This window comes from Mongoliibacter ruber (genome assembly GCF_003003005.1).
GTDB classification, from domain to species: Bacteria; Bacteroidota; Bacteroidia; order Cytophagales; family Cyclobacteriaceae; genus Mongoliibacter; species Mongoliibacter ruber.
In genome coordinates this window covers 150,476-164,296 of sequence record NZ_PVTR01000001.1, presented here as the reverse complement: position 1 = coordinate 164,296, position 13,821 = coordinate 150,476, and the positions used below count along the sequence as shown (strand labels likewise).

General features: G+C 39.8%; 10 protein-coding genes and 2 tRNA genes. 3 read left to right on the top strand and 9 right to left on the bottom strand.

Annotation, left to right across the window (positions count from 1 at the left end; translation table 11 throughout):
* Window positions 1-69 precede the first annotated feature (69 nt).
* Window positions 70-141, top strand: a tRNA-Glu gene (locus tag CLW00_RS00695).
* Between the two features lie 41 nt (window positions 142-182).
* Window positions 183-254 (top strand) — tRNA-Glu (locus CLW00_RS00690).
* Window positions 255-404: 150 nt separating this feature from the next.
* Here CLW00_RS00690 and CLW00_RS00685 read toward each other — a convergent pair.
* Complete coding sequence (locus CLW00_RS00685) at window positions 405-2,609, bottom strand: B12-binding domain-containing radical SAM protein (RefSeq protein WP_106131728.1); 2,205 nt, start codon at window positions 2,607-2,609, stop codon at window positions 405-407.
* Between the two features lie 373 nt (window positions 2,610-2,982).
* Complete coding sequence (locus CLW00_RS00680; RefSeq protein ID WP_106131727.1) at window positions 2,983-5,523, bottom strand: M14 family zinc carboxypeptidase; 2,541 nt, start codon at window positions 5,521-5,523, stop codon at window positions 2,983-2,985.
* Window positions 5,524-5,648: 125 nt separating this feature from the next.
* On the opposite strand from CLW00_RS00680, the gene CLW00_RS00675 reads away from it, so the two are divergent.
* Window positions 5,649-6,410, top strand: a complete 762-nt coding sequence (locus CLW00_RS00675; protein WP_106131726.1) for a 3-keto-disaccharide hydrolase — start codon at window positions 5,649-5,651, stop codon at window positions 6,408-6,410.
* Between the two features lie 218 nt (window positions 6,411-6,628).
* On the opposite strand, the gene CLW00_RS00670 is transcribed toward CLW00_RS00675, so the two are convergent.
* The 7 genes from CLW00_RS00670 to CLW00_RS00640 all read right to left on the bottom strand — a co-directional run bounded on the left by CLW00_RS00670 (window position 6,629) and on the right by CLW00_RS00640 (window position 13,673).
* Window positions 6,629-8,092 carry an SLC13 family permease gene (locus CLW00_RS00670; RefSeq protein ID WP_106131725.1) on the bottom strand — a complete coding sequence of 488 codons (1,464 nt, stop codon included), beginning with the start codon at window positions 8,090-8,092 and terminating at the stop codon, window positions 6,629-6,631.
* A gap of 341 nt (window positions 8,093-8,433) precedes the next feature.
* Window positions 8,434-10,098: a carboxylesterase/lipase family protein gene (locus CLW00_RS00665; protein ID WP_106131724.1), complete on the bottom strand. Its 1,665-nt coding sequence runs from the start codon at window positions 10,096-10,098 to the stop codon at window positions 8,434-8,436.
* 150 nt (window positions 10,099-10,248) lie between these two features.
* Window positions 10,249-10,731: an RES family NAD+ phosphorylase gene (locus CLW00_RS00660; protein ID WP_245917134.1), complete on the bottom strand. Its 483-nt coding sequence runs from the start codon at window positions 10,729-10,731 to the stop codon at window positions 10,249-10,251.
* Window positions 10,732-10,733: 2 nt separating this feature from the next.
* Entirely contained in the window at window positions 10,734-11,282 is a 549-nt protein-coding gene (locus tag CLW00_RS00655; protein WP_106132192.1) for an antitoxin Xre/MbcA/ParS toxin-binding domain-containing protein, read from the bottom strand.
* 144 nt (window positions 11,283-11,426) lie between these two features.
* Window positions 11,427-12,509: a DUF922 domain-containing protein gene (locus tag CLW00_RS00650; RefSeq protein WP_106131723.1), complete on the bottom strand. Its 1,083-nt coding sequence runs from the start codon at window positions 12,507-12,509 to the stop codon at window positions 11,427-11,429.
* A gap of 78 nt (window positions 12,510-12,587) precedes the next feature.
* A complete protein-coding gene (locus tag CLW00_RS00645; RefSeq protein ID WP_106131722.1) occupies window positions 12,588-13,061 on the bottom strand; it encodes a hypothetical protein in 474 nt (157 codons plus the stop codon).
* A gap of 150 nt (window positions 13,062-13,211) precedes the next feature.
* Entirely contained in the window at window positions 13,212-13,673 is a 462-nt protein-coding gene (locus CLW00_RS00640) for a cold-shock protein (RefSeq protein ID WP_106131721.1), read from the bottom strand.
* Window positions 13,674-13,821: the final 148 nt, after the last annotated feature.

The following is a 13,821-nucleotide window of genomic DNA, read 5'->3' as shown; positions in this document are numbered from 1 at the left end:
TGCATTGTGAAATTAAGCCTCTATATTTGCATCACCTTTCGAAAAAGAGGTTCCCCAATACCATCAAATGGTCGATTCGTCTAGGGGTTAGGACGCATCCCTTTCACGGATGAAACACGGGTTCGATTCCCGTATCGACTACAAAAAACACTGGACCACCTTTCAGTGTTTTCTTTTTGAATGGTCGATTCGTCTAGGGGTTAGGACGCATCCCTTTCACGGATGAAACACGGGTTCGATTCCCGTATCGACTACAACAAATTGATGTTTTTCATCGTTCTGAGTGTTCTGAGGCTGTTTTCAGCCCATTGCATGAAGAATTTGTTTTATGGTTGTTAGTGGTTAAAGTGAGTGAAAACCCAGTCTTCTAGGCTGGGTTTTTTTATTGGATTCAAGAGAAGATTCTATACCAAAAGAAAGCCTTCTTCCTGCAAAACTGTGAACAGTTCTGACCCTAAAAATGCTTCAAATTCTCCTATGTTTTGCTCTTCCATTTCTTTTTGAAATTGGTTGACAGATTGTTCCTTTTTACCCAAAATGGGCTTACAGTTGTTAACCAAGTAAATAATTTTCTCCCCTGTTTCTTTATCGATTTTCAATTCTTGTGTTTGGGACTTCCCATAAAACAATAATTTCCAATGCTCTCTCTTTTTTCCTTTTTTATTGGTGTAAAATTGCTCCAGTTCAGGTGCTTTTCCAAGCCAAATAGCTTTTTGATTTGGTCTCAGAACGCTAGGAACATGATCTTCAACGGCCCTATAGATGAAATTTTTAGGAACACTTGTTTTTGGAACTTTGAACCCAAACCATTCTTGAAGAGAAAATTCAAAACCTACTCCGTGCATGTAGTTGAATAAGGCTTTCTTTAATCCCTCACTAAACATTTCATGATCTGCACCAGTGGGATCTTCATGCGCCAAGTCATTGTCGGCAAACAGCCCCTTCTCCGGACCTATTTTGACTACTCCAAAAGCTTCAGGGTTCTTTCCAATAGGAGCATGAGATGTCATAGCAAACAAATGCCAGAATCCAGATTGCAAGACATTATTCATAAAAAGCTGTCGCACCATTTCCAAGCTGTCAATGGTTTCCTGTGCGGTCTGTGTAGGAAAACCATACATCAGGTAGGCATGTACCATTATGCCGGAAGAGGTAAAATTGTGAGCCACCCTTGCTACCTGGGAAACTGTAACCCCTTTTTGCATCTTAAGCAATAAACGGTCAGATGCAACCTCCAAGCCACCGGAAACCGCAATACAACCTGAAGCCTTAAGCAACCTACATAAATCATGCGTAAAGCGCTCTTCGAAGCGGATATTGGTCCACCAGGTAATTGAAATCTTTCTCTTAATAATTTCCAAAGCCAATTCACGCATCAAGGCAGGAGGTGCAGCTTCATCAACAAAGTGAAAACCGGTTTCACCTGTCTGTGCAATAAGTTCTTCAATCCTATCGCAGATCAAGGCAGCACTGACAGGCTCATAGTTTTGGATGTAGTCCAAGGAAATATCACAAAAAGAGCATTTTTTCCAGTAGCAACCATGGGCCATAGTCAGTTTATTCCAACGTCCATCAGACCATAACCTATGCATGGGGTTAGCCATTTCCAATACAGATAGGTATTTTTTCAGTGGAAGTCCTGTATAATCCGGCGTACCTGTTTTGCTGAAAGGGACATCCCTTTCCTTGGCTGCATTGATGTAAATGACTTCACCATCGACCAGCATAAAGGTCCGCTTCAAGTGATTATACTCCCTTTTTCCCTCCAAAAATTCCAAAAGACAAGTCAATGGCTGTTCTCCATCATCCAATGTGATAAAATCGACGTATTGAAAAACTCTTGGCTCCTTCAAAGACCTGAGCTCAGTATTTGGGTAACCACCTCCCATAGCAATTTTAATGTGTGGGTAATTTTCTTTGATAAATTTACCAGCACGTAGCGCTGCATATAGATTGCCAGGGAATGGTACGGAGAAACAAATCAGGTCGTAATGTTTTGTTGCCAATAACTCATTCAGCGTTTCAAATAAAAACTGATCTGTAAAGCTGGCTTCACTTTGTAGGGCTTCCTCTATAGGGTCAAAGCGTACTGCCGACCTTCCCAGACGTTCTGCATACCTACTGAAGCCAAAGTTAGCGTCAAGGCATTCCTGAATCAGGTCTCCCAAATCCTCTAGGTATAAGGTGGCCAAATGCCTGGCTTTGTCTTGCATGCCGGACGTCCCGAAGGCCCATTCCAAATCATCCAATTGATCAAACCTGGAAGCTTGAGGAAGAAAATCACCTTCGCAGATATTGTATGCTAAGGTGGGGTTTTGAAATTGTAAAAAACTGACCACGGGGTCTATGGTGGAAAGGTACTCTTCTTTCAGACGGATTATCCTCTTGGCATTCTTGGAAACTTGGGAAATATTTTTTGCCTCAATGGTTTCAAAAACCCTGATTAGACCTTTTTGAGAAAAGATTTTCAAGATTACTGAAATACCCAAATCGGCCTGCACGGACGGTACTTGAATCGTATTCAAAAAACCTTTGATATAAGCGGTGGCAGGGTAGGGGGTATTGAGTTGCGTAAAAGGCGGAGTAAGAAGAAGTACTGAAATAGACACGGGCTATAATTTTATTGCAAATTTCACGAATTTTTAGGAGAAACCTTTCATCCTGCCTAAAAACAAAAAAAGGTGCAGCCCAAGCCATGGACTGCACCTTTTGCAAGAGAAAAATGAGGACAGGAATATTAAATCAGTAAAACACATCAATTCAATGTGAAAATTTCTATCCACTAATTTTCCGATAGGATCAAATTCAAGAGTAAATCAAAGTTTTAGATCCAATATCTATAAATATCCAGTATCTAAGAATATCCCTTTGCCAAAAAACCCTCGTTTAATTGATTAGTGGCATGATTGCGGATAATCATATATCTCAAAATATAACTGATGAATATTGCTTAAATAAGCTTTGATGATCACAAATAATGCTTCATATCTTATCTCCAAAGAAAATTGCATTGAAGAAGAGCTTATTAGTTCCAAACCATGTCCCCCTGAAGTTGGGGTTATCAACAAAATGGATAACTCTTCCCCGACCTACAGGACTGACCAATACACTTGCGCTTTGTTTGATTTTTTCCAGATTTGATCTGGAAATATAACCTCCCAAAAGTGGGTTCTCTGTATACTTTACAGGTGTTTGGTATTTGTCCTTTGAAGGTTTGAAGAAAATAGTCGAGTTTCTATAAACAGGTATTTCTTCAGTCCTGTAGCCATACCCTAATGGGTGGCTGTTGTCGAGTCTGGCCTGATAAATACTGCCACCGATAGCTTTAGCACCTTCAAAATCTCTTCTTGAAGCGAAGGGAACAAATGAGGGGTCTTCATCATTTTCTCCAGCAAGATACTCTTCTTTGACAATCTCCTGAGCCTGCAACCACTGACTGGCCATCCTTACAGAAATGATCGTACCACCTCTGTTTAGCCAATCTTTAATATGGGAAATCTGAGCTGAGGAAAGTCCTGAGTAATTACCTGAGGGAAGAATCAGGGTGTTGTAATCGTACATATTTACCCTGCCGAACATACTGATGTCCACTTTACTGATGGGCATTCCTACTTTGGTATCCATCAAATGCCAGATTTCACCAGCTTCATATTGCGAAGTACCTTGACCTATCAACATGATTACTTTTGGGGTTTGTACAGCTGAGACATTGTTGCTGCCCAAATCAATTCCTTTGACAGAAAAACCTGTTCCTGTTGCAAATACGTGAACGCCAGATGCCGCAGCTGATTCTTTTATTTTTTTTCTCAAATCATCATGATCCATGGACTGGAAAGCTGTTGGAATCACTAAAGTTCCGGCGGGAAACTCTCTTTCACCGGTTTCAGTGTTTGAAGTAAAAGAAAGTGCTGAAGTCTCCACATGCACTCCTGAAGACTGCAGATGATGCAAGAATTTCGGGGCAAAATAATCTGACCAATCGACCAAATAGGCTACATACTTGCCACCTTCAGGGAAATGTAATTCTTGAGTTGGCAAGGTTGACAATTCTTCTCCAAGATTGCTTACCGTTTGGTCAGCATAGGGGATACCATAGGCCAAAGCCATAGTCCATGAAGATGCATCATAAAAAACAGAATCAGCAAATTCTGTCACTTTTTCAAACATACTTCTTACCATTCTATATTGTGGTTGGGCGGTAGGAACCACATAGGATTTACCTTTGGCGAATTTTTGTCCGCCAATGCTAAGATCCCTATCATTTTCATAAACCTTAATTTTATGGTCCAAAAGAAGTTGCAGGAAAAGTCTGTTTCTTGACTCATCATAAGGGTCTCCAAATACGTACGATTTGGTTTTGGAGGAATTTGCCTCAGATATGGCAGTTTGGAAAAACTCCCTCAGATACCTATGCATGTATTCTCTTTCATTCACCCCTGCTTCCATAGTCGCAATGGAGGTCTTAAGTTGATTGCGAATGGTAAATGCAAAAGTAATCTCTCCCCTCTGAGAAGCCTGAATATGCCCACGGGACGATCCCTGCTCGAATACAAGACCAAGTCCTCCCTGAATATCGGGATATGTTGACCCATATCCTGGGTATGAGTTGTCAAACACTTCTTTAGTCCAATACAATGAACCAATATCATCTAGAGCCTTAGCAAAATAAGAAGCAAACTTGCTGTTGATGTCTTCGTAATTTTTGCGAGGCACTACAGGGTTTTCACTACTAAATGGTTTGGTTGGCTCAAAGAAATAAGTACTGTTGGTACCCATTTCATGGAAATCGCCTACCACATTAGGATACCAAGTGTGGTACCATTCGATCTTTTTTTGCAATTCTACATGTGCCAATGGCAACCAATCCCTGTTCAAATCAAACCAATAATGATTGACACGTCCAGAAGGCCATATTTCATTGTGCTCTCTGTCCAGGGGATCAGCCACAGGAGGGAAGCCTTTGTGCATATTGGCCCAATTGGTATGGCGATCTCTTCCATCAGGATTGATGGCTGGGTCTATCATCACCACGGCATTGTTTCTGATTTGCCCGGCAAGTTCAGATTGTGAGGCCAAGAGCCAATAAGCCGTTAATATGGATGCCTCGCCACCGGAAGGTTCATTCCCGTGAACACTGTAGGCAAGGTTGATGATTGCCGGCATTGCTGATACGTCAGGAAGGCTTTGGCTAGGATCTACCAACTTGAGATGATTTTCTCTGATGCCATCCAGGTTCTGTATGTTTTCCTGTCGGCTTATGACGAGCACTACCAAAGGCCTCAATTGATTGGTATAGCCGATTGTTTGGAGTTCAGCCATTGGAGAGACCTCAGCCAATTTTTCGAAATATGCCACCAATCGGTCATACCTGGTGTGCCATTCCCCGATTTCATATCCCAAAAAAGATTCAGGACTTGGGACAGAGGAATCGAAATTTTCATCCGGAAAATAATAGTCAGTCTGGGCCTGCGAAACAAAAAACAGGCAAATGCTGAATAAATAGGTGAGTAAGAGTTTTTTCATAAGATTGAATTTGTACTAAAACTAACCCGAAAAACAGGCAGGATAAAACGAAAATCCATTAACGGCTTTTGAATAGTTCGGAATTGACTTAATTTGAAGCCGTTTTAAAAATAACCGTTAAACCTATGAACAGAATTTTGACATTTCCATTAGTTGCAGTGGGACTAATTGTTTCGCTTCCAGCTTTTTCCCAACAGAAAGATATCAAACTGCCACCAGAAGCAACAGAATTCTGGGAACCGGTGGTAAGACAAGTTACTCCAGGTGATCAAAATACTATGCCGCCATCTGATGCCATTGTCATATTTGATGGGAAAAATTTGGATAATTTCGTTTCTGCGAAAGATGAAAGTAGCCCAGCCCCTTGGAAATTGGAAGATGGCGTCATGACAGTCACACCAAGAACCGGTGATATACAAACCAAAGAAAAATTTGGGGACATGCAATTGCATATAGAATGGTCAGCTCCAACCGAAATCAAAGGTGAAGGTCAGGGAAGAGGCAATTCAGGTATTTTTCTGATGTCACATTATGAAGTTCAAGTGCTTGATTCTTATGAGAGCCGTACTTACTCCAACGGACAGGCCGCCAGCATTTACAAGCAAACACCTCCATTGGTCAATGCTATGAAAAAGCCGGGAGAATGGAATACCTATGACATTTATTTTACAGCTCCAAGATTCAACTCTGACGGCATGGTGGTGGCACCTGCAAGGGTAACGGTTGTTCACAATGGAGTTTTGGTACAAAACAACACTGAAATCAAAGGGCCAACTGAATACATAGGAATACCAAATTACAAGGCGCATGATGATGCATTGCCAATCAAGCTGCAGGACCATGGAGATTTGGTAAAGTTTAGGAATATTTGGGTGAGGAAGCTTTAGGGAGAAGCGAGAGATTAGAAACGAGAAACGAGAGGAATTTACGAAGGACGATTTACGATTTACGAGGCTTTCTTAGGTTCTGGTTGTCAAAATGATGTGAGAAAAGTGAATTCGAAATAAATAAGAATTAAGACAAGTTAAAAGCGACAGTCTAATTTCAGCATTAAAGCCTTACAAACACCAACTTTGACTTACCTCCAGGTTGGTGTTTTTTTATGCTAAAAAGGATAATTACTTAAATCAATATCCCACAAGAAGGGTAGGAAAAAATAAGTGAATATCGTGATTAAAATAATCGATATGATGTTCATCCAAAGTCCTGCACGAAACATGTCGGGGATGGTCAGGTAACCTGAACCAAAAACGACCGCATTGGGAGGTGTGGCAACAGGCAACATAAATGCGCAAGAAGCAGCCATGGTTGCACCTACCATCAAACCAAATGGATGCACACCCATAGAGTAGGAGACAGCTGCCAATATTGGAAGGATCATAGAAGCTGTAGCCACGTTTGACGTAATTTCAGTAAGGAAATTCACGGCTGCAATAATGATCAAAAGGAAAAGGAAAAAAGCTATAAAATCCAAAAATACAAACTGAGTACCTATCCAAGAAGCTAAACCCGTCACTTTAAAACCTTCAGCTAATGCCAATCCACCACCAAAAAGCAATAAAATACCCCAAGGGATTTTTTCCGCTGTTTTCCAATCTAACAACTTAGTTGAAAATTGAGAGGAGGGGAGAACAAAAAGAAGCAAGACTCCAGCTATTGCAATCATGGTATCATCCAAAGCTGGAATCAATTCCTGCAAAAGGAAGGTTCTGGTAATCCAGGAAAAACTAACCAATCCAAATACTATTGCGACCCTTTTTTCTTCTACACTCATAGGACCTAGGAGGGTCAATTGCATTTTGATTTCATCCTTTCCTCCAGCCACGCTGAAATTCTTTTCGAAAGGATAGGCAAATTTGACTAAATACACCCAACAAATGGCCAACAAAATAATAGCAACAGGAAGGCCAAAGATGATCCACTGTGAAAATGATATTTCATAGCCGTACATTTCCTTGACCACACCGGCCAATATGATATTGGTAGGGGTCCCGATCAATGTGGCAACACCTCCAATAGAAGCAGAATAGGCAATACCAAGCATCAATGCCTGACCAATGCGATTGGGTTTGACAGTCTCCTGACCCTTAGGCGTCAATTGTGTAACTACAGCAATGGCTATAGGAAGCATCATGAGACTGGTAGCTGTATTTGAAATCCACATGGACAAGAATGCTGTGGCTAACATAAACCCAAGAATGATTCCCTGAATATTGGTGCCGATAAAAAGGATGATGTTTAATGCTATTCGCTTATGTAAGTTCCATTTTTCTATAGCCATGGCAATCATGAAGCCACCCATATATAACAAAACCATGGGGTGTGAATAGGAGGAAGCTGTATTGCTCATAGGCAAGGCACCCAATGCGGGCAACAATACCAAGGGAAGCAATGAGGTAGCGGCAATAGGGATAGCTTCTGTAATCCACCAAACAGCAACCCATGCGGTAACGGCTAACATCGCTAGGGCCTCAGGACTCATTCCTTGAGGATTAAGAAAAAGTAAGATCAACAGAAATAAAAGTGGACCTAGTAACAGCCCAACTTTAGCGGTATTGTTTTGAGACATATTTTGTAATACGAAACCCAAGCTTGTCAAAAAAATCTAATAATTCAAGAATAACCGGATAAGGGTAGTGGTTTAATTGACGAATTGATAAGGAATAAGATTGGTGAGAAAAAGCAGTGTGGATTGGTATCTATGTCTGTGTCTCGAAGTCTACTCTTCTTTATTTAACATAATGTAAATTATATAACATATAATGATTTTTCATGTTCTCACGCTATTTTGTAGTAACAGGAATTTGGATCAAATACACTTATAAAGGTTGCCTGAAATAAATCCGACAACCTTTATAGTTAAACAAATCATAAATAGATGATTTATGAAAATTCAAACTGTTAGCAAATCTAAGCCCTTGGCAAAGTCAATCTTGCTGCTCTGTCAGGATCATTCTTGACTTCACTGGTATCGTTGAGCACCATAGTTTCTCCATTTTCTGCGGTAAACTTTGGCCATTCAGGTAAAGATCCAGTATTTGGATCACCGGTTTTCATAAAGGCCAATAACGATGCTGACATCTTATCGGCCAGTTGTCTTGGTCTTTTTCCACCGCCGGTGTGTGTGAACATCCTGTCGGTATTTTGGAACCAAAAACAAATGTCTATGCAATGAAAAGCCCTCATCCGCCCATTGTATAAGTTAGGTTCCCATCCAAACCAAGCCATATAAACAGGTGCATTCTGTTTTACTTTTGCCTCTGCAGTAGCCACGGCACCTTGTCGGTTGGAAGCAACCAAAATCATGATTTCAGCTGGTTTTTTATCCGGAAAATTTGACTGGTAAGCTTGGACGATTTCAGCAGTTTTTTCTCCAAATCTAGGTTTGAGTTGTTCAATAACCCCATTTAAATCAATGGCTTCTAATTGTGGGTTCGCTCTTGTGGCTCCCCATTCATGAAAAGTAGTACAGACCATCAATGGAATATCGCTGTCATGGCTGTTCGCATTAGCAAAAAAGGTATCCTTTGGTAAATTGACCCCGTCGGCCACAGGTCCAAATCCTCCCCTAAAACCTGGCTGGGGAAATTCCTTGCGCATCCTTTCTTGGGCTTTATTGGCAATATCCAGATACTCCCGCCAAGGAATTTCCTGAAGTTTGTCCAGATTACCTGGAGTAAGACCAGCTTCCTCCATTACATATTGTCCAAGTTTTTTACTGTATTCCTGGTCATTTGCAGTCAGCATGCTGCCACTTAGTGCAACACCCTTGTGCACCAAACCTTTAGAAGCAGGCATAGACATGGTGGCAGTTACTTTCGCACCACCCCCGGATTGGCCCATGATGGTCACATTTCCAGGATCACCTCCAAAATTGGCAATATTTTCATTCACCCATTGCAGGGAAGCAATGATATCGAGCATGCTCACATTCCCTGAATTGGCATATTTGCTCCCCCCTACTCCTGATAAATCTGTAAATCCGATGGGTCCTAGTCGATGATTGATGGAAACGAAAACGACATCTCCGTTTTTAGCAAGATTTTCCCCATGATAGCCATCCTGCTCGAATCCATTTCCATTGGTAAAGCCACCTCCGTGTAACCAAACCAGAACTGGACGTTTTTCCCCGTCAGCTATGGCATTTGTCCATATATTCAGTTTGAGACAATCTTCGCTGACGTCATCATAGTTCCAGTGATCTGCAAAGGAATAATGTACATTGGCATACCTGTTGTCCATGATCTGAGGTGCAGTATTTCCCCACCAGATGGTATCCTTTACACCTTCCCATTTTTCTGGTTTTTGGGGAGGCATAAAACGGTTCTTCCCTCCAGTGTTGGCTCCATAAGGCACCCCTAAAAAGGTAAAAACTCCGTTAAGTTGATATCCTCTGACCTTTCCAAAGGCAGTTTCGGCAAGAGCAATTTCATCTCCTATCTGAAGAATCTGATCTTCCTCTAAATCATTTTTGGCTGTTGGTGAAATTCTGGCATTTGCCACAAAAGGTACCGCAGCGATACCGGCTGTGCCTAGCCCCATTTTCTGGAGGAATTGTCTTCGGTTATTTTTCATTAGGTTTAAGGTTAAGGTGTTATTTCTATTGTCTCAATTTGAGTAAATAGAAAATTAATTCCTAACCGATCATCATTTTTCTTAAAAGAAGTAGAGAAAATGATGAAAACGGGAGGTAGTTTTTCAATAGGTGTAGATTGATACTAAATTTTAAGCTCTAAGCACATTACTCCCTAACTTATTAGCAAACATTTTTGAATCTCTAAAGACAAAATTCTCTTGAATATCTGAAAACATAGGATTGATTAGGAGATTATGTTCTCCTGGGTAAAGCGATACAGGCATCCTAGCAGTTGGTACTTTTAAAAAAGGAAATGATTTTTCCTGCAGCCATTGTTTGCCAAATTCCTGTGTAACCTTGCCATGAGGCAACACATCCCAATTGGCAGGTAAACTATCAAGTTCCAGCGTTCCGATCAGATCTTCGTTCTTTATTTCAAACGTAAGCATATACCAGGCTTCATGCAGCACCGAAGTTCCTTTGATACACAGGTATTCCAAAGCAGCTAGAGAAGCTGTATTTGCAGCATAGATCATAGAAAATCCCTTTGGATTCCATCTGGCACCGAACATTGAACAACTGTAAGGTTGCTGATGGTATTTTTCAGACATGATTCTGTAATACAATGCCATGCCTACATTACATTTCCAAAATGAAGTGCTTCCACAGTCTCACTGACCATCTCCAAGCCATACATAGAAAGCATCAGCTGTGCAGGAATGGCATTCCCTAGTGCCAAATTGGATGAATACAGCCATTTCTTGAACTGAATTTCAGATCCGAATAACTCCACACCATTCTTGATCAATTCATCTATCTTGAAAAACTGGTAAGAACCTGGCGTCCCTATCGAGCTATCCACAGACCACCTCGACACGGTACTCGGAGACACAGATGTGGCTTTGGCAATCTCTGAAGCTTTGAGATTAAGAAACTCTATCAATGGACTTACTTCCTGATAGGTAAAGTTCTCCTCAAGCATTACCCCTACTTCTTGTAAATTTCTTGCTTTTTGAAGGGATTTGATAAAGTAGCCAAAAACAGGCTTAACAGTATAATTGAGCTTTTCCCCTCCTTTTTTAACTATAAAAGTAGATGTATAACCTTCATCTCCCTGATAATCCCTGAACTCGGAAAGATGATCAGGATTTACTTCAGGATATTTTTTAGCTTTCTTTTTCATAAAAATTTCATTTGACTCAATAAAAATAATCATTTGAAATATAAATAAATAATATTCAAGTCATTATTCTTGTTTAACCTGTTGATAAAGAGGTAAATAATATGACTGAAAAGGTATCTTCAATTATCAAATATCCATCTAGGATCAATCCAAAACCCTCTCTAACCTCCTGTAATCCCCTTCCAAAGCCTCATCAAGCATTTTATTCCATTTTTCCTGTATGTCTTTTTTTATCCCGTGATTCGTTTGTCCGTCATAAAGTTCCTGTAATCGATTCATCTCCCTGTATGCGTCAAAGTATGCATCATTTACCATGGCTTCATAATTTTCAGGATTCACATCAAGATTTTGCAGGTTTTTTTTAAGTCTGTCAGCCACTACCCTCACCACATCGAAATGTCTCTGTTCGTGGTTTAGAGAATAATCATTTTTATTCTTCACCCATGACTGACCAGGCAACATGTAAACCTTTACAGTTAATGGTAATATTATGCTTCCATCTTTAACAAAAGGTTTGCCTTCCATTGCCAAACTTGTAAAAATCACTGCATTATAGGTACTTCCTGTTCTAGGTCTATCCGTAAAATCCTTCCAAGTCAATGGCCTCTCTGGGCTATAGAAAACAGTATCTCTCCCGCTTATATAATCACCGTTTTCAACTAATATTTGAACTGAACCTGCCAATGCCCGATTGGAAAGTGCTTGAGAATTTATCCATTGATCAAAGTACTCCAAGGCATTATCCATAGCTTGTTGAATGACTCTTTGAGCCAAGTCCAACCTATTGATAGACCTCCGGTAATTCATGCCTCCTTCATAATCCAAAAGGTGAATTGGTTCAAAACTACTTTTTACGTAAAACCCTAACTTGAGCTTTAGCTCACCTGAAGCCACATTTCCAGAAGCTTTGGATTCGGCAATCTCAAACTGTTCAACCTTTACCAAAATTGCCTGATTCACACTGTTTTTAGACCTAATAGATTGATTCATGTAGGACTTAAATACTTCAGACAGGTTATTTCCCATCCTGGCACTTTGCATTTTATTGGCATCTGTGTAAACTTTCCCAATTTCAGAAAGATTTCTGCCTAGGTTTTCAACTTCAATAATCTCAAAAATAGCGTTTTGAATTGGATCGGATTTCGGAGTCAAAGTGAAATTAACACCCTGAGAAAAAGTATTTCCTGAATAAAGGACTACGGTTAAGAAAAAAAGAAAATATTTCATACCTATTTAACAGCAAGCTTCTGACCAAGGTTCTCGGACAAGACATCAAGCTATCATAAAAAATCTAAAAATAAGCTGTCAGGATATTTCTTCAAGAAGCTGCTGATAATCATATTGAAGGTCCTCATGCAAGCCTGCAATGAGTTTTTCTACCTTACCCACCTGAATTTTATAAAGATTATCTATCACTGGATGACGATATTCCAGATAACCATAAGCTTTCATCTCTTTACAAAAATGAATAATCAGCTCAATATGAGCTATTTTATTCTTACTGAGTTTGAGGGTCTTGTTGAGTTTTCTTCTAATTCCCTGAATGGATTTTTTAGCCACATGATAATGACGGGTATTGGCAGACATAAAAGCCTCATCGATCTCTTCAATGGCACTTTCTATAAAAATCCTAGGATTTTCCTTCTCAAACAGTTTAAAATATAGAAATGCCTTGTTGTCTCGGCTGTATTTGGCCAATTCTAAGACTGTTGCTACTAACTCTTTCTCATCAAGGAGACTTAGCTCCTTTTTGAGCATTGCCAAACTTGGAATCTGCATGTTTTTGAAGGCTAAGAACGGATGTTATTCAAGAAATGAATAGCAAAATACTACGAAGGTTTTATTCTTAAAAAAACAATCTCTAAAAAAAAGAAATCACCTTTGAATTCAGCAGCATTGGGCAAATTCAAAGGTGTATGAATAGCAGTATTACTTGATCAATTTTACATCAACTGCACTCAATCCCTTAGGAGTTCTTTCAGTTTCGTAAGTTACTTGATCACTTTCTCTTATTTCATCCAAGCATTTGTTGATGTGGACAAAAAGACTTTCGCCTGTTTGACTGTCTTTGATAAAGCCATATCCTTTGGATTCATTGAAAAAAGTAACTCTACCTTTTCTTGCCTCCTCGGGGGAATTGGCCATTTCAGAATCTTTAGGGACGGTAACATTAATACTATCTGGATCCACTTCCATCTTTTTCTTCGTTGGATCTGGAGGTGTGGAAGTGATGTTACCAAACTCATCCACATAAGCGATCATATCTTCAAAATCTGTTGATTTATCAGTATTCGACTTACGGGCTTCCTTTTTGTCTACCTTTTCCTGCTTTTTCTTTTGTCTCTGTTTTTCCTTCTCTTTTTTATTAAAGGTCTCTCTCGATTTTGCCATATCTACAAAATACCGAGAAATTTTGTGAAATTCCTATTTTTATTAAATAAGTATTGCGAATCTGTTTAATTCATTATTATTCTAAAAATAAGAAAGATTAGCAACTATCAGATTTTCAGATAAAAACAATTTTTAGCTCAAATTCAAG

Excerpts from the sequence above, each read along its gene's own strand:
- CLW00_RS00680 (WP_106131727.1), bottom strand. The coding sequence starts at position 5,523 with ATGAAAAAACTCTTACTCACCTATTTATTCAGCATTTGCCTGTTTTTT.
- CLW00_RS00675 (WP_106131726.1), top strand. The coding sequence starts at position 5,649 with ATGAACAGAATTTTGACATTTCCATTAGTTGCAGTGGGACTAATTGTT.
- CLW00_RS00670 (WP_106131725.1), bottom strand. The coding sequence starts at position 8,092 with ATGTCTCAAAACAATACCGCTAAAGTTGGGCTGTTACTAGGTCCACTT.
- CLW00_RS00665 (WP_106131724.1), bottom strand. The coding sequence starts at position 10,098 with ATGAAAAATAACCGAAGACAATTCCTCCAGAAAATGGGGCTAGGCACA.
- CLW00_RS00660 (WP_245917134.1), bottom strand. The coding sequence starts at position 10,731 with ATGGCATTGTATTACAGAATCATGTCTGAAAAATACCATCAGCAACCT.
- CLW00_RS00655 (WP_106132192.1), bottom strand. The coding sequence starts at position 11,282 with ATGAAAAAGAAAGCTAAAAAATATCCTGAAGTAAATCCTGATCATCTT.
- CLW00_RS00650 (WP_106131723.1), bottom strand. The coding sequence starts at position 12,509 with ATGAAATATTTTCTTTTTTTCTTAACCGTAGTCCTTTATTCAGGAAAT.
- CLW00_RS00645 (WP_106131722.1), bottom strand. The coding sequence starts at position 13,061 with ATGCAGATTCCAAGTTTGGCAATGCTCAAAAAGGAGCTAAGTCTCCTT.
- CLW00_RS00640 (WP_106131721.1), bottom strand. The coding sequence starts at position 13,673 with ATGGCAAAATCGAGAGAGACCTTTAATAAAAAAGAGAAGGAAAAACAG.